17 protein-coding genes are annotated in these 17,575 nt (G+C 72.7%); 6 read left to right on the forward strand and 11 right to left on the reverse strand.

Annotated features, from left to right (window positions below; genetic code table 11):
• The first annotated feature begins 6 nt into the window (after positions 1-6).
• Together ACFY3L_RS31470 and ACFY3L_RS31475 are read left to right on the forward strand one after the other, a co-directional pair.
• A complete protein-coding gene (locus ACFY3L_RS31470; RefSeq protein ID WP_389332080.1) occupies positions 7-1,221 on the forward strand; it encodes an acyl-CoA dehydrogenase family protein in 1,215 nt (404 codons plus the stop codon).
• 27 nt (positions 1,222-1,248) lie between these two features.
• The gene (locus tag ACFY3L_RS31475) at positions 1,249-2,796 is read left to right on the forward strand and encodes an AMP-binding protein (protein WP_389332083.1); all 1,548 of its coding nucleotides are present in this window, start codon (positions 1,249-1,251) and stop codon (positions 2,794-2,796) included.
• 87 nt (positions 2,797-2,883) lie between these two features.
• Here ACFY3L_RS31475 and ACFY3L_RS31480 read toward each other — a convergent pair whose 3' ends face one another.
• From ACFY3L_RS31480 to ACFY3L_RS31495, 4 genes are all read right to left on the reverse strand, one after another.
• Positions 2,884-3,693 carry a hypothetical protein gene (locus tag ACFY3L_RS31480; protein ID WP_389332086.1) on the reverse strand — a complete coding sequence of 270 codons (810 nt, stop codon included), beginning with the start codon at positions 3,691-3,693 and terminating at the stop codon, positions 2,884-2,886.
• On the reverse strand, positions 3,684-4,175 hold the full coding sequence (locus ACFY3L_RS31485) for a SigE family RNA polymerase sigma factor (RefSeq protein WP_389332089.1): 492 nt from the start codon (positions 4,173-4,175) through the stop codon (positions 3,684-3,686). Before ACFY3L_RS31485 ends, ACFY3L_RS31480 begins: the two co-directional genes overlap by 10 nt.
• A 61-nt stretch (positions 4,176-4,236) precedes the next feature.
• On the reverse strand, positions 4,237-5,484 hold the full coding sequence (purD, locus tag ACFY3L_RS31490) for a phosphoribosylamine--glycine ligase (protein ID WP_389332092.1): 1,248 nt from the start codon (positions 5,482-5,484) through the stop codon (positions 4,237-4,239).
• Positions 5,485-5,492: 8 nt separating this feature from the next.
• Entirely contained in the window at positions 5,493-6,779 is a 1,287-nt protein-coding gene (locus ACFY3L_RS31495; protein ID WP_389332095.1) for an adenylosuccinate synthase, read from the reverse strand.
• Between the two features lie 89 nt (positions 6,780-6,868).
• Between ACFY3L_RS31495 and ACFY3L_RS31500 the strand changes: the two genes are divergently transcribed.
• On the forward strand, positions 6,869-7,804 hold the full coding sequence (locus ACFY3L_RS31500) for a diacylglycerol kinase family protein (RefSeq protein WP_389332098.1): 936 nt from the start codon (positions 6,869-6,871) through the stop codon (positions 7,802-7,804).
• Positions 7,805-8,032: 228 nt separating this feature from the next.
• On the forward strand, positions 8,033-9,559 hold the full coding sequence (locus tag ACFY3L_RS31505) for a MinD/ParA family protein (RefSeq protein ID WP_389332545.1): 1,527 nt from the start codon (positions 8,033-8,035) through the stop codon (positions 9,557-9,559).
• A 2-nt stretch (positions 9,560-9,561) separates the two neighbouring features.
• Here ACFY3L_RS31505 and ACFY3L_RS31510 read toward each other — a convergent pair whose 3' ends face one another.
• Entirely contained in the window at positions 9,562-9,978 is a 417-nt protein-coding gene (locus ACFY3L_RS31510) for a DUF3151 domain-containing protein (RefSeq protein WP_389332101.1), read from the reverse strand.
• 178 nt (positions 9,979-10,156) lie between these two features.
• On the opposite strand from ACFY3L_RS31510, the gene ACFY3L_RS31515 reads away from it, so the two are divergent.
• Complete coding sequence (locus ACFY3L_RS31515) at positions 10,157-11,383, forward strand: LOG family protein (RefSeq protein WP_389332104.1); 1,227 nt, start codon at positions 10,157-10,159, stop codon at positions 11,381-11,383.
• 101 nt (positions 11,384-11,484) lie between these two features.
• Here ACFY3L_RS31515 and fbaA read toward each other — a convergent pair whose 3' ends face one another.
• Entirely contained in the window at positions 11,485-12,510 is a 1,026-nt protein-coding gene (gene fbaA, locus ACFY3L_RS31520) for a class II fructose-bisphosphate aldolase (protein ID WP_389332107.1), read from the reverse strand.
• A 204-nt stretch (positions 12,511-12,714) separates the two neighbouring features.
• Here fbaA and ACFY3L_RS31525 point away from each other — a divergent pair, with 204 nt between their 5' ends.
• On the forward strand, positions 12,715-12,933 hold the full coding sequence (locus ACFY3L_RS31525) for a hypothetical protein (protein WP_389332110.1): 219 nt from the start codon (positions 12,715-12,717) through the stop codon (positions 12,931-12,933).
• Here the strand turns inward: ACFY3L_RS31525 and ACFY3L_RS31530 are convergent.
• The 5 genes from ACFY3L_RS31530 to amrS all read right to left on the reverse strand — a co-directional run bounded on the left by ACFY3L_RS31530 (position 12,930) and on the right by amrS (position 17,553).
• On the reverse strand, positions 12,930-13,982 hold the full coding sequence (locus tag ACFY3L_RS31530; RefSeq protein WP_389332113.1) for an LCP family protein: 1,053 nt from the start codon (positions 13,980-13,982) through the stop codon (positions 12,930-12,932). The two genes, ACFY3L_RS31525 and ACFY3L_RS31530, sit on opposite strands and share 4 nt — an antisense overlap.
• A gap of 73 nt (positions 13,983-14,055) precedes the next feature.
• Entirely contained in the window at positions 14,056-14,568 is a 513-nt protein-coding gene (locus ACFY3L_RS31535; protein ID WP_389332116.1) for a SigE family RNA polymerase sigma factor, read from the reverse strand.
• A gap of 56 nt (positions 14,569-14,624) precedes the next feature.
• A complete protein-coding gene (locus ACFY3L_RS31540) occupies positions 14,625-15,542 on the reverse strand; it encodes a phytanoyl-CoA dioxygenase family protein (protein WP_389332119.1) in 918 nt (305 codons plus the stop codon).
• A gap of 140 nt (positions 15,543-15,682) precedes the next feature.
• Positions 15,683-16,492 (reverse strand): AmmeMemoRadiSam system protein B, encoded by an 810-nt coding sequence (gene amrB, locus ACFY3L_RS31545; RefSeq protein ID WP_389332122.1) that lies wholly within the window; start codon positions 16,490-16,492, stop codon positions 15,683-15,685.
• The gene (amrS, locus tag ACFY3L_RS31550; RefSeq protein ID WP_389332125.1) at positions 16,489-17,553 is read right to left on the reverse strand and encodes an AmmeMemoRadiSam system radical SAM enzyme; all 1,065 of its coding nucleotides are present in this window, start codon (positions 17,551-17,553) and stop codon (positions 16,489-16,491) included. Before amrS ends, amrB begins: the two co-directional genes overlap by 4 nt.
• Between the last annotated feature and the right edge of the window lie 22 nt (positions 17,554-17,575).

The following is a 17,575-nucleotide window of genomic DNA, read 5'->3' on the forward strand; positions in this document are numbered from 1 at the left end:
AGCACCATGCCCGAGTTCTCGCTCGACCTGAACGAGGAGCAGCGGGACCTCCGCGACTGGGTGCACGGCTTCGCCGCCGACGTCGTGCGCCCGGCCGCCGCGGAGTGGGACGCCCGCGAGGAGACCCCCTGGCCGGTGATCCAGGAGGCGGCGAAGATCGGCCTGTACGGCTTCGAGTTCCTCGTCAACACCTGGGGCGACCCGACCGGCCTGTCGCTGTGCCTGGCGTCCGAGGAGCTCTTCTGGGGCGACGCCGGCATCGGCATGGCGATCTTCGGCACCAGCCTGGCGGTCGCCGCGATCTACGCCTCCGGCACGCCCGACCAGATGCTCGAGTGGGTGCCGCAGTGCTTCGGCGACGCCGCCGACCCGAAGGTCGCGGCGTTCTGCACCACCGAGCCGGAGGCCGGATCCGACGTCGGCTCGATGAAGACCCGCGCGCGGTACGACGAGGCGACGGACGAGTGGGTCATCAGCGGGCAGAAGGCCTACGCGACCAACGGCGGCATCGCCAATGTCCATGTCGTGACCGCCAGCGTGGAGCCCGAGCTGGGGTCCCGCGGGCAGGCCGCGTTCGTCGTGCCCCCCGGTACAGTGGGACTCAACGGCAGCAAGAAGCTCAAGAAGCTCGGTCTGCGCGCCTCCCACACCGCCGACGTGTTCCTCGACGACGTGCGGGTGCCCGGCCGCTGCCTGCTCGGCGGCAAGGACGCCCTCGACGCCCGGCTCGCCCGCGCCCGCGAGGGCCGCAAGGCGCAGGGGCAGGCGGCGATGCGCACCTTCGAGCTGTCCCGCCCGGCGGTCGGGGCGCAGGCGCTCGGCGTGGCCCGCGCCGCGTACGAGTACGCGCTGGAGTATGCCAAGGGACGGGTGCAGTTCGGCCGGCCGATCATCGAGAACCAGGCGATCGCGTTCACCCTCGCGGACATGCGCATGGAGATCGACGCCGCGCGCCTGCTGGTGTGGCGGGCCGCCTGGATGGGGCGCAACAACCGCCCGTTCGAGGCCGGCGAGGGCTCGATGAGCAAGCTCAAGGCCGGCGAGGTCGCCGTCGCGACGACCGAGAAGGCCGTGCAGATTCTCGGCGGGGCCGGTTTCCTGCGGGAGCACCCGGTCGAGCGCTGGTTCCGCGACGCGAAGATCTACACGATCTTCGAGGGGACCAGCGAGATCCAGCGCCTGGTCGTCGCCCGCGCGATCTCGGGCACCTACATCCGGTAACTCCCCGTTCGACAGGCCGGAGGAGCCATGGACACCCCCTTCATCCTCCGCACGATGGCCGGCCGGAAGCTGCTCAACCCCGGCCGGCCCACGCGGATCGTCCGGCAGCTCAACGCCCTGCGCCGCTGGGGCTTCGGGCTGTACGGCGAGATGCGTTCGACCGCCGCCCGCGACCCCGACCGGGTGGCGGTCGTCGACGAGGACCGGCAGCTCACCTACGCCGAGCTCGACCTGCGGGTCCGGCGCCTCGCCAACGCCCTGCGCGCCGAGCACGGCGTGCGCGCCGGTGACCGGATCGGCCTGCTGTGCAACAACTCCGCCGGCATGGTCGAGGCGATGCTCGCGCTGATCGCGCTCGGCGCCCGGGTGGTGCTGGTCAACACCGGCCTCGGCAACGCCCAGCTGGAGGCCGTGGCGCACGACCAGTCGCTGACCCTGCTGATCCACGACGACGACCTGCTGGGGATGCTCGCCGCGGTGCCGCCGAACCTGCCGCGGCTGGCGCTGTCCAAGACCGCCGGGCTCATCCACCGGGCGCCGTCGGCCGAGCTCGCGCCGCCCGCGGAAGCCGGCTCCGTGGTGGTGCTGACGTCCGGCACGACCGGCGCGCCGAAGGGCGCGCGGCGCCGCAACCCGTCGAGCCTCGGGCCGCTGGCGTCGGTGGTGTCGCGGATCCCGCTGTTCGCCGGCGAGCGCATGTTCGTCGCCGCGCCGCTGTTCCACACCTGGGGCCTGGCCGCGCTGCAGCTGTGCCTGGCGCTGCGCGGCACGATCGTGGTCGCGCACCGCTTCACCCCGCAGTCGACGGTGGCCGCGGTCGGCGCCACCGGATGCACGTCGCTCTTCGCCGTGCCGGTGATGCTGCAGCGCCTGCTGGAGGCCCCCGCGCCCATGCCGACGCTGCGGGTCGTGGCCACGTCGGGCTCGGCGCTGACCGGCCCCCTCGCGTCGCGGTTCATGGAGGTGTACGGGCCGGTGCTGTACAACCTGTACGGCTCCACCGAGGCCTCCTGGGCGTCGATCGCCACCCCTGACGAACTGCGCTCCGCCCCGGGCACCGCGGGCCGCCCGCCACGCGGCACCCGGGTCGCGATCCTCTCCGACAATGGCACCGAGCTGCCGACCGGCGTCATCGGGCGGATCTTCGTCGGCAACGACATGCTCTTCGAGGGGTACACCAACGGCACCGGCCGCGAGTCCCACGGCGACCTGCTGGCCACCGGCGACCTGGGCCATCTCAACGCCGACGGCCTGCTCTTCGTCGACGGCCGCGAGGACGACATGGTCATCTCCGGCGGCGAGAACGTCTACCCGGCCTCCGTCGAGGACGTCATCGCCGAGCTGCCGCAGGTCCGCGAGGTCGCCGTCGCCGGCGTGCCGGACGAGGAGTTCGGCCAGCGGCTCGCCGCGTGGATCGCCCTGCACGACGGCGAGTACGTCGACCCGGAGGCGGTGCGCGAATACGTCCGGCACCGCCTCGCCAGGTTCTCCGTCCCGCGCGACGTGTACTTCGTCGCCGCGCTGCCCCGCAACGCCACCGGCAAGGTCGTCCGCCGCCACCTCTTCGGCGACTGACCGAGCCGGCGGTCACCGAGCCGGCGGTCACCGAGCCGGCGGTCACCGAGCTGGCGGTCACCGAGCCGGCGGTCACCGAGCCGGCGGTCACGGGTACAGCGTCAACGCCGGCGTCAGGACGAGGTCGATGAGCTGCTGCTCGGTGACCGGGGTGGGCCGGCCGGGCGTCGACGCGCGGGTCAGGGCGAGCAGCTGCATGCCGTCGGGGCGCACCGCCCAGACGTCGATGCCGTAGCCGCCGGTCACGTCGTTGCGGATCAGCAGCTCGGCGCCGTCGATCGCGGCGGACCGGCAGTGGGCCCCGGGGATCGCGCACTGCTCCTGGGCGAATGCGCGGAACTGGGCCGGGGTCTCCTCGGCGGCCACGGTCCGGACCGACATGACGCCGCCCGGGAGGTTGAAGCCGGCGGTGTACCCGAGCTGCGGACCGGCTTCCTTCGTGACCAGGGCGGGCAGCGGGCTGCCGTCCCGGGCATTGGTGAACGTGGCGCCCGGCACCAGGCGGGGCAGCAGCGCGGTGAGCTCGTCGCCGAGCCGGGCGATCGCGGCACCGCACGACTCGGTGACCGGGATCAGCGGGTGCGGCCGGATCTCCTCCTTGCCGCTGCCAGCAGGCACGGTGACCGTCGGCGACGGCGTCACGCACGGCGCCGGGGTGCGGGTCGTGGGGGCCACCGCCGATGGCGGGGCGAGGCCGGGGCTCTGGCCGGACGGCTTCTGCGACAGGTACTGCGGCAGTGCGACCACGCCGGCCGCGAGGGCCGCGGCGACGCCGATGCCGGTGACCGCCCGCAGGCGGCGGGTGCGGCGGCGCTCGCCGGTGATGAGCCGGTCGACGTCGATGGTGGTGGGGGGTGGGTCCTGGGTGGCGGCGTGCATGGCCTGCGTCAGATCCACTGCGGGTCTCCCTCCTGGAGGCCGGCCCGCAGCGACTCCAGCGCGCGGGCGGCCTGGCTCTTGACGGTGCCCTCGCTGCAGCCGAGCGCCTGCGCGGTCTCCTCGACGGACAGGTCGCAGAAGAACCGCAGGACGAGCACGGCCCGGCGGCGCGGGGGCAGCCCGGCGAGGAGGGAGAGCACGTCCAGCCGCTGATCGCGGTCCGTGGACACCGCCGGTCGGTCCGGCAGGCGGTCGGTGAACGACTCGCGACGCCAGGGGCGGCGGCGCTCGTCCAGCCACGCGGACATGAGCATGCGCCGCACGTACGCGTCGGGATGGTCCATCGCCGACGCGCGCTTCCAGTGCCGCAGCAGCTTGACCAGTACGGTCGACGTCAGGTCGTCGGCCAGGTGCCAGTCGCCGCACAGCAGGTACGCGGTGCGGCGCAGGCGGTCCAGGTTGCCCGCGACGTAGTCGCGGTAGGCCTGCTCGGTCGGCATCCGTGCTCCCCTCCCCGTTCGGGTTCACCGGGAGAACGGAGGCCGTGCCCTCGCGGGTTGCCTACGGGATCGAGATCCGGTCCTCGAGGGCGGCGAGGGCGATGTCGCTGCGGTGCTGAGCGCCGTCGAAGGTGATGGCGTCGACGAGCCGGTACGCGGCCGCGCGCGCGTCGGCCAGGGTGTCGCCGGTCGCGGTGCAGGTCAGGACCCGGCCGCCGGCGGTGACCAGGGCGCCGTCGTCCCGGCGGGCGGTGCCGGCGTGGATGACGCCGGGGACGCCGTCGGCGCCGGTGATGACGTCACCCTTGCGGGCCGACTCCGGGTAGCCGGCGCTGGCCATGACCACGCAGACGGCGGAGCCGGGGCGCCAGGCCAGCGGCGGGTCCTCGGCGAGCCGGCCGACGGCGGCGGCGTGCAGGACGCCGGCGAGCGGGGTCTCGAGGCGGGCCAGCACGACCTGGGTCTCCGGGTCGCCGAAGCGGCAGTTGTACTCGATGACCTTCGGGCCCTGGGCGGTCAGCGCCAGCCCCACGTAGAGGACCCCCGCGAAGGGGGTGCCGCGCTTGCGCATCTCGGCCAGCGTGGGCTGTACCACCGCCGCCATGACCTCGTCGACCAGCCCTTCCGGCGCCCAGGACAGGGGCGAATACGCACCCATCCCGCCGGTGTTGGGCCCGGTGTCGCCGTCGCCGATGCGCTTGAAGTCCTGGGCCGGCTGCAGCGGCACGGCGGCGGTGCCGTCGGTGACGACGAAGAGGGAGACCTCGGGGCCCGCCAGGTACTCCTCGACGACGACCCGCCCGCAGGCGGTGCCGTGCGCGAGGGCCTCGTCGCGGCTGCCGGTGACGACGACGCCCTTGCCGGCGGCGAGGCCGTCGTCCTTCACCACGTACGGCGGGCCGAACGTGTCGAGCGCCGTGGCCAGCTCCTCGGGCGAGGTGCAGACGAACGAGCGGGCGGTGGGCACGCCCGCCGCCCGCATCACGTCCTTCGCGAACGCCTTCGAGCCCTCCAGCTGCGCGGCCGCCTGCGACGGGCCGAAGCAGGCGATGCCCTTCGCCCTGACCGCGTCGGCGACCCCCGCCACGAGCGGCGCCTCCGGGCCGACGACGACCAGGTCGGCGCCGCGCTCGACGGCGAGGGCCGCGACCGCTTCCGGGTCGAGCGTGTCGACCTCCGCGTTCGTCGCGATGGCGGCGGTGCCCGGGTTGCCCGGGGCGACGATCAGGTCGGTCACGGCCGGGTCGGCAGCCAGGGCGGCGGCGATGGCGTGTTCACGACCACCGGAGCCGAGCAGGATTACGCGCACGCGACAGATTAAAGCAGGCTGTGACGGACCACGTTCTCTTCCCGTCCGGGACCCACCCCGACGATCGACACGCGGGTGCCGGCCAGCTCCTCGATCCGCTCGATGTAGCGCTGCGCGTTGGCCGGCAGGTCGGCGAACTCGCGCGCCTTCGAGATGTCCTCCCACCAGCCGGGGAGCTCCTCGTAGACCGGGGTGGCGTGGTGGAACTCGGTCTGCGTCATCGGCATCTCGTCGGTGCGCTTGCCGTCCACCTCGTAGGCCACGCAGAGCGGGACCTTCTCCAGGCCGGAGAGCACGTCGAGCTTGGTGACGACCAGGTCGGTGATGCCGTTGAGCCTGGTGGCGTACTTGGCGACGACCGCGTCGTACCAGCCGGTGCGGCGCTCCCGGCCGGTCGTGGTGCCGTACTCCCGGCCGATCTTGCGCAGGTGCACGCCGAAGTCGTCGAACAGCTCGGTCGGGAACGGGCCGGAGCCGACCCGGGTCGTGTATGCCTTGGTCACGCCGATGACCCGCGTGATCGCGGTCGGCGGCACGCCCGCGCCGACGCAGGCACCGCCCGCGGTCGGGTTGGACGACGTCACGAACGGATACGTGCCGTGGTCCATGTCGAGCATCGTCGCCTGGGCGCCCTCGAGCAGGACCGTCCGGCCCTCTTCCAGGCCCTTCCACAGCACCTGACGGGTGTCGGTGATGTAGGGCCGCAGGCGCTCCGCGTAGGTCAGGTACTCCTCGACCGTCGCGTCGACGTCGATCTCCTTGCGGTTGTACACCTTGAAGAGGACCTGGTTGCGCTCGCGCAGCACGATCTCGAGCTTCTTGCGCAGGATGCCCGGGTCGAGCAGGTCCTGGACGCGGATGCCCATGCGGGCGACCTTGTCGCCATACGCCGGGCCGATGCCGCGGCCGGTCGTGCCGATCCGGGACGAGCCGAGGTAGCGCTCCACGACCCGGTCCAGGGCCCGGTGGTGCGGCATGATGAGGTGTGCGTCACCCGATATCATCAGGCGGGACACATCGACGCCGCGCTCCGCGAGACCGTCGATCTCGACCAGCAGCACCTTCGGGTCGATGACCACCCCGTTGCCGATGACGATCGCCGCGTTGGGCCATAGTGCCCCTGACGGCATGAGGTGCAGGGCGAATTTCTGCCCATCCGGCGTCACCACGGTGTGACCCGCGTTGTTGCCGCCGGAGTAGCGCACGACGTAGTCGACGTCGCCGCCAATCATGTCGGTAACCTTGCCCTTGCCCTCGTCGCCCCACTGAGCGCCGATGAGCACGATCGCTGGCATCTTCTGTTGCCCTCTCCAAAGGGTCGGGCGCCCCAGCGGGTCGCCCGGGGTGCCAGGCTAACAACCGCGTGAAAGGCAGGTTGACAACGGTGGTCGACGTGGTGGTGCTCGCGCTCGGCGAAGGCACGGACTGTGCCTGCGAAGGTGGGGCCTCCTGTGCGCAGCCCGATCCAGTGTCGTCTGCCCAGTCCTTCGCCAGCGCGTGCGGCACGCGTACCCCTATTCTCGCCTGCCGCGACGCGCTGCGCACAGCAAGCGCCCAGGTCGAGACGGTCGTCGCACACACCGACGCGGAGATCGACGCGGCGCTGAAGGCCCTGCCCGACGCGCGGCTCGTCGTGGCGACCGCCGCCGACGGTCAGCTCCGCGCGGTCATGCGGCGCCTGGTCCGTCTGTACGCCCCGGCGCCCAGCAAGCGTGCCCTGTCGGAGGACGTCATCCCCGACGACCGGACCCTGCCGGACCTGCCGCCGGTCGGCATCCTGCCGCTGGGCCCCGACTCCACCGACCTCGTGACGCGGCTCGGCCTGCCCCGCGCGCCCGCCGACGTGGCCGCCGCCGTCCTCGGCGGCAACACCCGCCGGCTGGACCTGCTGCGCAACGACGGCGGCGGGGTCACCCTCGACGGCGTCCTGGTCGGCGGGGTCGACGCTTCCGGCTCGGCCAGCACGTTCCTCGCCCGCGTCGAGGTCGACGACGCCGTCCTCGCCGACGGCACCGAGCCCGTGCTCATGTCGGTGGTGGCCAACGCCTCGCGGTATTCGACGGTCGACGGCCTCCCGCTGGTCCTCTCGCCCTCCATGGAGGACGGCGTCCTGGACGTGGCGGTGGCGGTGCCGCGGGCGTCCCGGTCGCTCTTCCGCCGCCCCCGCGTCGAGATCGAGGTCCGCCGCGCGCACGGCCGCGCGGTCGCCATCACCCCTCGTGCCGAGATCCCCTTCGTCGACGACGGCGGCGAGGGCACCCTCACCCGGAAGCGCTCGTGGTGGATGGAGCGCGCCGCCTGGGCCGTGTACGTGCCCTGAGCGTCTCCTTCCCGTCCTGTCGCCGCCTTCGCATACGGTGCCGGCTCGCATACGGTGGGGGAGCGCGGGAGGGGAACAGCTGTGAACGACGCACTCTGGCCGCCCGACGAGTTCGTCTCGGGCCGGCGCACCGATGCTCACGCCGGCCGGGATGCCGACGGCGCTCCGCAGGAGGAGGAACCGGAGCACGTCGGGTCGCCCTGGGCCCAGCCGCCGACGCGGACGGGGTTGTCGCGGGCGAGCGAGCGGGGCGACGTCGACGCCGGCGATCCGGGGCCGTGGCTCGAGCCCTCACCGGGCGCTGACGGTCGCGGCAGTGAGATTCAACACGGGCAGCCGGTCCCGCACGTGCCGGTGTCGGGCGCGGGCGCGATCCCGGTCTCCGGGGCCGGCGGGATCCCTGTCTCAGGCGCGGTCCCGGTCTCCGGGGGCGGTGGGATTCCTGTCCCGGGCACGGAACCTGTCTCGATGCCGGGCAGCGGAGCGCCACCAGGCGGCGGCGCGGTGCCGGTCAACGGCGTGCCGGTGCCGCGGCCTCCGGTCCTGCACCATCCGCAGCCGGCGCCGCCGCCGATGCAGGCACCGCCGGCACCGCCCGCCGCGCCGTCCACGGGTCAGCCGCCGGCGGCATCGCCCGCCTATCAAGCGGCCCTCACGAATCAGCCGCCGGCGCCGCCCGTACACCAGCCGCCGCCGGCACCTGAAGGACCTGCGGCCCATCAAGCGCCACCTGGCTTCCCGGCGCCGCCTGGCTTCCCGGCGCCGCCGGTGACGCACCGTCCGCCGAGTGCGGCGCCGCCGCCGGCGAACTGGTCGGACGGGAGCACACCGACGGCGGACGAGTTCGCGCGGCGCAGGCAGGCGCGGCCCGCCGACCCGGTCGCGGCCCGCGGGGTGCGCGGGGCGGTGGCCAGGGGCACGCTCGGCATGCTGTCGCTCGCCCCCGGCCGGCGGGAGCTGGAGTTCCGGCGCGACGTCGACCTCGTCCGGCGCAACTTCGGCGGGCTGCGGCAGGTGACCGTGGTCAATCCGAAGGGTGGCGCCGGCAAGACGGTCGCGGTGCTGCTGCTGGCGATGACGTTCGGGCAGAAGCGCGGCGGCTACGTGCTGGCCTGGGACAACAACGAGACCCAGGGCACCCTCGGCATGCGGGCGCAGCAGGACTTCCACAACAGGACCGTCCGCGACCTGCTCCGCGACCTGGACCACTTCCAGGGCGCGCAGGGCCGGGTCGGCGACTTGTCGCAGTACGTCAGGGCGCAGGGCGAGGGCATGTTCGACGTGCTCGCCAGCGACGAGTCCGCGACGGCCGGCGAGATGCTGACGGCGCAGTCGTTCGGCGAGATCCGCGACGTGGTCAGCCGGTTCTACAAGCTGATCGTGGTCGACACCGGCAACAACGTCCGCGCGGAGAACTGGCAGGCCGCGATCGACGCCACCGACCAGTTGGTGGTCACGATGTCGGCCCGCAACGACTCGGCCGAGACGGCGTCGAGGATGCTCGACCACCTGGAGCAGCACGGCCGGCAGCGGCTGGTCCGGCAGGCGGTGACCGTGGTGTCGATGCCGCCGAGCCGCCGGCACCTCGACATCCCGGCGATCACCCGCCACTTCGCCGCGCGGACCAGGACGGTGCTGCTCGCACCGTACGAACGCTTCATCGACTCCGGGGAGCCGATCCGCTACGGGGGGCTGACCTCGGCGAGCCGCGACGCCTGGTTGAAGGTCGCCGCGGCCATCTCCGAAGGGCTGTGAACCTAGCGCAGCGCGGCCGTGGCCGCCGGGTCGCTGTCGTCGAGGAACTTCGCGCAGCGCTCCGCCTCGTCGGCCTCGCCGATCGACTCGGCGGCGAGGCCCAGCGCGCTCAGCGCGCGCAGGAAGCCCCGGTTGGGCTCGTGCGACCACGGCACGGGCCCGGCGCCGCGCCAGCCGGCGCGGCGCAGCTGGTCGAGGCCGCGGTGGTAGCCGGTGCGGGCATAGGCGTAGGCGGTGACGGGCTCGCCGTCGGCGAGGGCGATCTCGGCGAGCTCGGCCCAGGCGGCGCTGAACGCCGGGTGGGCCGCTGCGACGTCCTTGACGTCCTTCTCGGAGCCGGTGGCGGCGGCGAGCTTCGCTGCGGCCTCGGGCTCGGCGGGAAGCAGCGTCGGTGAAGGCTGGGGCAGCAGGTTCTGCATCAAGCCATTCAACCAGGTTGGCTGAACGGTGGAGGCAACGTCCCGCGAGCGGGGGGTGTGCCCGGTTCGGGCGAGTACTAGAAAGGGAGGTCCGGAGCCTCCCCAGGACCCGGTTACGCGATGGCCCGATCTCCATGGTCGGGCCATCGCCCCTTGCACCACCTGGCAAGATGGCGTCGTGCCCACTCCGCCCCCGCCAGACGTGGTCGCGCTGCACGACCACTCACCCGACGAGATCGAGTCGCCGGAAGAGCTGCTGTTCCACCTGGACAACGGCACGCTCGCGACGAAGGTCGTCCAGGGTCTCGACCTCGCCGCCGTGGACCTCTCCGGTGTCGACGTGCAGGACACGCTGTTCGTCGGCTGTCACTTCGCGGCCACCGAGGCCGTCGTCGACCTGCTGCGGCGGCGGGCGGTGGTGGTGCCCGAGTTCGCCGGGCTGCCCTACCCGACGCACCCGTCGCAGCTGTACGTGCCGGACGACCTCGCCGCCGGGTTCGCCTCCGACGGGTTCGACGGCATGTTCGACACGCTGGTCTACGAGCACTTCCGGGCGACCGGCGGCGCGACGCCGGAGATCCGCGAGGCGATCGCGCAGCGGATGCATGACTCCGGGATCGACAACGCGCTGGCCAACGTCACCGCCGGCTGGATCGGCGCGCGCGGGCCGGCCGCCGCGATCGGCATCATGGGCGGCCACGCCGTCCCGCGCGGCGCGCCCGGCTACCGCGACGCCGCCGAGCTGGCCTGGCGTCTCGCCGGCGCGGACCGGCTGGTCGTCACCGGCGGCGGACCGGGCGTGATGGAGGCCGCCAACCTGGGTGCATTCCTCGCCGGCCAGCCGCTGAGCGCGCTCGCCGAGGCGATCGACCGCCTGTCCGCGGCGCCCGACTTCCACGACCACGACCCGTTCACGAGGGTGGCGCTGGACGTCCGAGCGGCATTCGCGCGGCCGGTCCCGCCGACGCCCGACTCGGTCGAGCCCGCCGACCAGGTGGCCGTCGACCCGGTGACCTGGGCCCGCCGCGGCGGCCTGGCGATCCCGACGTGGCTCTACGGCCACGAGCCCGCCAACCTCTTCGCCTCGAAGATCGCGAAGTACTTCTCCAACGCGATCCGCGAGGACACCATCCTGCGCCTGTCCCGCGGCGGCATCGTCTTCGCCCCCGGCATGGCCGGCACGGTGCAGGAGGTCTTCCAGGCGGCGACGAAGACGTTCTACGCCACCGACGGCGGGAGCGGCCCGTTCGTCTTCCTCGACGTCCAGCACTGGACCGAGCGCCTGCCGGTCCGCGGCCTGCTGGAGCCCTTGCTGGCCGCGTCCCCGGTCGGCGACCTGCGCCACCTGCTCCACATCACCGACGACGTCGCCGAGGCCGCGGAGATCCTGACCGCCGCCTCCTGATCCGGTAGCGCTGTTCGCCGCCCGGCAGCAAGCAGTCTTCCGGATCACGGAAAGGCCCGGCGCCCTCGGGAGAGGGGCCGGGCCTTCCGGAGCTGCGAGAACTACTTGGACAGCGTGGTGCCGGTCGAGCGGAGGTGCTCGCAGGCCTCGACGACGCGGGCGGCCAGGCCGGCCTCGGCGGCCTTGCCCCAGGCGCGCGGGTCGTAGGCCTTCTTGTTGCCGACCTCGCCGTCGACCTTCAGGACGCCGTCGTAGTTGGTGAACATGTGGGCCGCGACCGGGCGGGTGAAGGCGTACTGCGTGTCGGTGTCGATGTTCATCTTCACGACGCCGTAGTCGAGGGCCTCGCGGATCTCCTCGAGCAGCGAGCCCGAGCCGCCGTGGAAGACCAGGGAGAGCGGCTTGTCCTTGCCGTACTTCGCGCCGACCGCGTCCTGGATGGTCTTGAGGATCTCGGGCTTGAGCTTCACGTTGCCCGGCTTGTAGACGCCGTGGACGTTGCCGAAGGTCAGGGCGGCCATGTAGCGGCCCTTCTCGCCGAGGCCGAGGGCGTCGACCATGGCCAGGCCGTCCTCGACGGTGGTGTAGAGCTTCTCGTCGATCGCGCCGACGACACCGTCCTCCTCGCCGCCGACGACGCCGACCTCGATCTCCAGGACGACCTTGGCCGCGGCGGTCAGCGCCAGCAGCTCCTCGGCGATCTGCAGGTTCTCGGTCAGGGGCACCGCCGAGCCGTCCCACATGTGGGACTGGAACAGCGGCTCCTCGCCCTTGGCGACGCGCTCGGCCGAGATGGCGAGCAGCGGCCGGACGAACTTGTCGAGGTTGTTCTTCGGGCAGTGGTCGGTGTGCAGCGCGACGTTGATCGAGTACTTCTTCGCGACCTCGCGGGCGAACGCGGCGAAGGCGACCGAGCCGGTGACCATGTCCTTGACCGTCGGGCCGGAGAGGTACTCGGCGCCGCCGGTGGAGACCTGGATGATGCCGTCGCTCTCCGCATCGGCGAAGCCGCGCAGCGCCGCGTTCAGCGTCTGCGACGACGACACGTTGATCGCCGGGTAGGCGAACGCGCCGGCCTTGGCGCGGTCGAGCATCTCGGCGTAGACATCGGGAGAGGCGATGGGCATGACGGCGCTCCTTGGCTGTTTGGATCGTGCGGTGTTGGAGCCGGGCGTGCGCGGCTCGTCGAGGACCGCGCTGTCCTGCCACGAAGTATCTCGCAGCGGCCTTGACCCATGTACGGCGGGAGGGTGGGGACCAGGTGAATTGCCCGGCTAGGCCGCGTTACCGCCGATTCGGTCGTACGGTTGGAGAAACCTGAGGGAGGACACATGGCTCAGCCCGATGAAGATCTGTTGACCGTCGACGACCGGCTCGACCCCGACGTGCGCGACCCGGAGGCACCGCCCGCCGACGCCGTCGAGCAGGCACTCCCCGCCGACCCGACGGAGCGCGGGACGGTGTTCAAGAACGCGCACCCTTGGGACGCGAACGAGTACGACGCCGTCGAACAGGACCGCGACGCCGGCCAGGACGACGAGTACCGCTAGGACACGAACTGCGGATGCGCGGCGGCCCACTCAGGCACGGTGCCGTTGCGCAGTGCGGCGAACAGACCGTCGCCGCCCGGCACGACCGTGCGGTCCGCCCTGACCGGGAGCTTCAGGCCTGGCACGTGCGCGGCGTCGTAACGGGCCAGCATGCCGGCCAGCGTCGGCAGGGACAGCTCGCCGAGGTGCAGGTCGAGGGCGCCACTCGCGACCGGCATCGCCTTGGCCAGCTTCACCGGGTCGCCGAGCCGCCGGGCGAGCGCGGCGAGGAGCTGCCGCAGGTGCGTGTCGCGGTCGTCGCCACCGTTCGCGAGCGACTGGCGCTGCCGGACGAAGTCCAGCGCCTCCCACCCGGCGAAGTGGCGGCAGCCCGGTTCGTACACGACCGGACGCATGCCTGGACGCAGCGGCGCGGCGCGGCCCGTGGCGTCGTCGACACCGAGGTGGATGGAGACGGTCCGCTGGTCGACGCAGAGGTCGACGCCGCCGACCGCGTCCGTGACCCGCTGCATGCCGTTGAAGTCGACGACCGCGCCACCGTCGATCTCGACCCCGAGCAGGTCGCCGAGGACGCGGGCGGTCAGCTCGTACCCCCCGAAGACGAACGCGTTGTTGGCCTGCTGGCGACCGAAGTTGGGGACCTCCACGGCCAGGTCGCGCGGGATGGACAGCTGGTAGACGGTGCGGGTGTCCGGGTCGACGTGCAGCAGGAGGATCGCGTCGGCGCGCACGGTGTCGCCCGCCGACTCTGGCCGCCGGTCGGTGCCCAGCAGCAGGAAGTTGCCGACGTCGGGTGTGCCCGCGTCCACCAGCGCCTCGACCTGGGGCGCGGGCGGCGACGGGTCGCGCAGGGTGAAGACCAGCGACGCGACGAGCGCCAGCACCAGCGCGCCGGAGGAGACCGCCCAGCGCCGGCGGCGGCGCGCGCGGCGCTTGCGGACGCCGGCGGCGATCGCCGGGCGCAGCGCCATGGCGTCCGGCACGTCGTCCTCATGCCGGGCGAAGGCCTCGGTGAGGGCGGAAGCAAGGGGCGAGGACGGGTCGCTCATCGGGCGTCACCGCCGATCGGCTCCGGCACGACCTGGGTGAGGGCGGCGGCGGGGGACGAGTTCACGGCGTCGCTCATCGGGCGTCACCGCCGATCAGCTCCGGCACGACCTCGGTGCGCAGCGTCACGAGCGCCCTGGAGATCAGCGAGCGGACGGTGCCGATCGCGCAGCCGAGGACCTCGGCGATCTCCACGTCGCTGAGGCTCTCGTAGTACCGCAGCACCAGCGCGGCCCGCTGCCGCCGGGGCAGCCGGGCGAGCCAGATCCACATCTGGTCGCGGTCGGCGGACGCCCCGGCGTGATCAGCGACCACGAGATCACGGTTGGAGGCGTCAGAGGGCAGCTCGGCCCGCAGCACCACCCGGCGCAGCCACGAGCCGCGGTGCAGGTCGATATACGCGTTCGTGAGCATGCGCTTGACGTAGTGCTCGGGCACGCTGGCGGTGGCGATCCGGCGCCACTTCAGCTGCGCCCGGATCATCGTCTCCTGCACGAGGTCCTGCGCGGTGTGCGGATCGCCGGTGAGCATGACCGCGTAGCGCAGCAGCGCCTGCAGCCGCGCCTCCACGAACTCCTCGAACGTCAACCCGACCCCCTCCCCCTGACCCTATGACGGGTCGGGGGAGGGATCTGTTGCGAATGTCAGGGAATCAGCGGAGGGTAGCCGGGGTCCAACAGTCCGCGGTCGCGCAGCGCCTGATAGAGCGGCGTCGTCTGCGGGTAGTGGCCCCATTGGTGGTCGCCGTCGGAGCCGTTGTCGTGGCCGTGCCCGCCGCCGGTGTTCCCGGCGCCGCCGAGCAGCTGCTGCTGGACCGGGTTCAGCCCCGGCCACCAGGGGCGCTGCGGCAGGCCGGCGACGTCGTCGCGGATGGCGATCCACCGGTACGTGTAGCCGAGGAACACGCACTTGCGCGTGATCTCGGAGAGGTTGTCCGACCGCGCGTGCCAGATCCGCCGGTCGAAGAACACCACGTCGCCGGCGTCGACCGCGACCTGACGCGCACCGTCCGGCGCCGGCCACGGCACGTCGCGGGTCGGCGGGCCGGGCAGCCAGTTGGTCCGGTGGCTGCCGGGGATCAGGGTCAGGTTGCCGCGGCCGGTCTCCGACACGTCGGAGAGCCAGTAGGCGAGCTTCACCGACAGCCGGGGGCGCGGGTCGGTCTCCAGCTCGCGGTTCTGCCGGCCGCCGTCCTGGTGCCAGTGCCACCAGTCGGGCTTCGGCGCCGCCAGCGGCGGGTGCACGTCAAGGTGCGAGTGGTAGATGTGCACGTTCCACCCGAGGATCGACCAGACCAGCGGGAACGTCGCCGGATGGTCGATCAGGTCGACCAGGTCGGGGTAGTGCGTGATCGGGCTGAGCAGGTGCAACGAGCCGTCCGCGGCGCTGGGGTGCTGCTGGTGCGCGGTCTCCAGGACCGACGCGTAGTGGCGCACCTCGTCCGGGCTCAGCACGCCCTTGATCACGAGGTAACCATCCGCGTCGAACTGCTCACGCTGCTCGCGGGTCATCGGCGTCCAGGTCGCGGTGCCGCTGTGCGGCGCTGCCGCTATCGCTGACATCCCCGTCTCCAGTTCCGGCGCCGTCCACAGGCGCCCTCACCGCACCAGACGGGCACGGGCGCCACGACAGTGGTCGCCCGTTCGTGCGGCAAATTCTGGACATTTCGCGTGCAACGGATGAACCCGCCCGCGACGTCTCCCTACGAACGCGTGCTGGACAGGCGCATCGCCGGGTAGCCGACGACCCGGTCCCTCGGCCCGCCGGTGTCCGCGGACGTGGCGAGCGCGAGCCGGTCCACGCGCAGCGCGTGCCGCCGGCCCCAGACGAGCAGGCCACGCAGCCCGTGCCGGCCGCAGGCGTCACCCGTGCCGATCCGCTCCGGCGCCAGGTCGTCGATGGCGGCCGCGGTGGCCGCGTCGCGCCGCCGGGCCTCCTCCTCGGTCAGGTAGTGCGACAGGTCGGTGCTGCACAGCACCACCGTGCCCGGTCCGGCGACGGCGTCGAGCAGCGCCGCGACCGCTTCCGGATCACCGGGCCCGATGAGCACGGGCAGCAGTTTCGGCAGCTGTACGCGCAGCAGCAGCGGCACCTGCACCTCGATCGAGTGCTCAGGGGCGTGCGGGCGGTCGTCGACGACGGCGAGCCCGCGGTCGGCCAGCAGCTGGACGCCGTCCGTGTCGATCGCGATCTCGCCGAGCGGGCTCGCCCACGCGGTCGCGCTGGACACGGCGGCACCCCGCAGCGGCACGTGATGGGCGGGCCCGAGGACCACGGCCCGCTCGAAGGGCGCTGGGCGGTCGCGCAGGTCGCGGTAGACGTGGGCGGCGGTCGGGCCGGAGTACTGGTAACCCGCGTGCGGCACGACGTAGGCCACCGGCGCATCGGCGGACGCGGCGGTGGCCGGCGTCTGTGCCGGGGGTGCGGCGTCGAGCATCGCGTCGATCAGGGTCGCAAGCTCCACCGGATCGGCCGGGTAGAACGTGCCCGCCACCGCCGCCGGGCGCGTCACGAGATGGCCACCGGCAGGCGGCGCCGGCCCCAGCTCCCGACCGGGCCGTCGAAGACGCCGGGCAGCTGATATCCACAGTGGACGCACCTGCCGTCGTCGGTCAGGTGGTAGGCGCGCAGGTCGTACCAGTCGCGGACGATGACCGGCCGGTCGCAGCCCGGGCAGTAGGTGGTCTGGCCGTCGGGGTCGTGGACGTTGCCGGTGTAGACGAACCGCAGGCCGGCGTCGAGCGCGATGCGGCGGGCCCGGCTCAGCGTCTCCGGTGGCGTGTGCGGGATGTCGCGCATCTTGAAGTCGGGGTGGAACGCGGAGAAGTGCAGCGGCACGTCGGTGCCGAGGTGCTCCAGCAGCCAGTCGCACTGGCGGCGCAGCTCGTCGTCGCCGTCGTTCTGCCCCGGGATGAGCAGCGTCGTGATCTCGAACCACACGTCGGTCCCGCGCAGATACTCCAATGTGGACAGGACCGCGTCGAGACGGGCGAAGGTCACCTTCTGGTAGAACTTCTCGCTGAACGCCTTCAGGTCGATGTTGGCCGCGTCGATGTGCCGGTAGAACTCCTCCCGCGGCGCCGGGTTCATGTAGCCGGCGGACACCGCGACCGCCTTGACCCCGGCTTCGCGGCAGGCGTCGGCGACGTCCATCGCGTACTCCATGAAGATCACCGGATCGTTGTAGGTGAACGCGATCGACCGGCACCCCAGCCGCACGGCGGTCGCGGCGAGGTCCGAGGGGCTAGCGGAGGCGGCGAGGGTGTCGATCTCGCGGCTCTTGGAGATGTCCCAGTTCTGGCAGAAGCGGCAGCCGAGGTTGCAGCCCGCGGTGCCGAAGGACAGCACCGGTGAGCCCGGCAGGAAGTGGTTGAGCGGCTTCTTCTCGATCGGGTCGACGCAGAAACCGGACGAACGGCCATAGGTGGTGAGGACGATCTCGTCGCCGGCGCGTTCGCGGACGAAGCAGAACCCGCGCTGGCCCTCGTGGAGCCGGCACGCTCTCGGGCAGACGTCGCACTGCACCCGGCCGTCAGCCAACCGGTGCCAGTGCACGGTCGGCACCGTCGCCATACGCCCGACTCTACGCCCCGGA

This window comes from Dactylosporangium sp. NPDC000521 (assembly GCF_042898305.1).
Taxonomy (GTDB): domain Bacteria; phylum Actinomycetota; class Actinomycetes; order Mycobacteriales; family Micromonosporaceae; genus Dactylosporangium.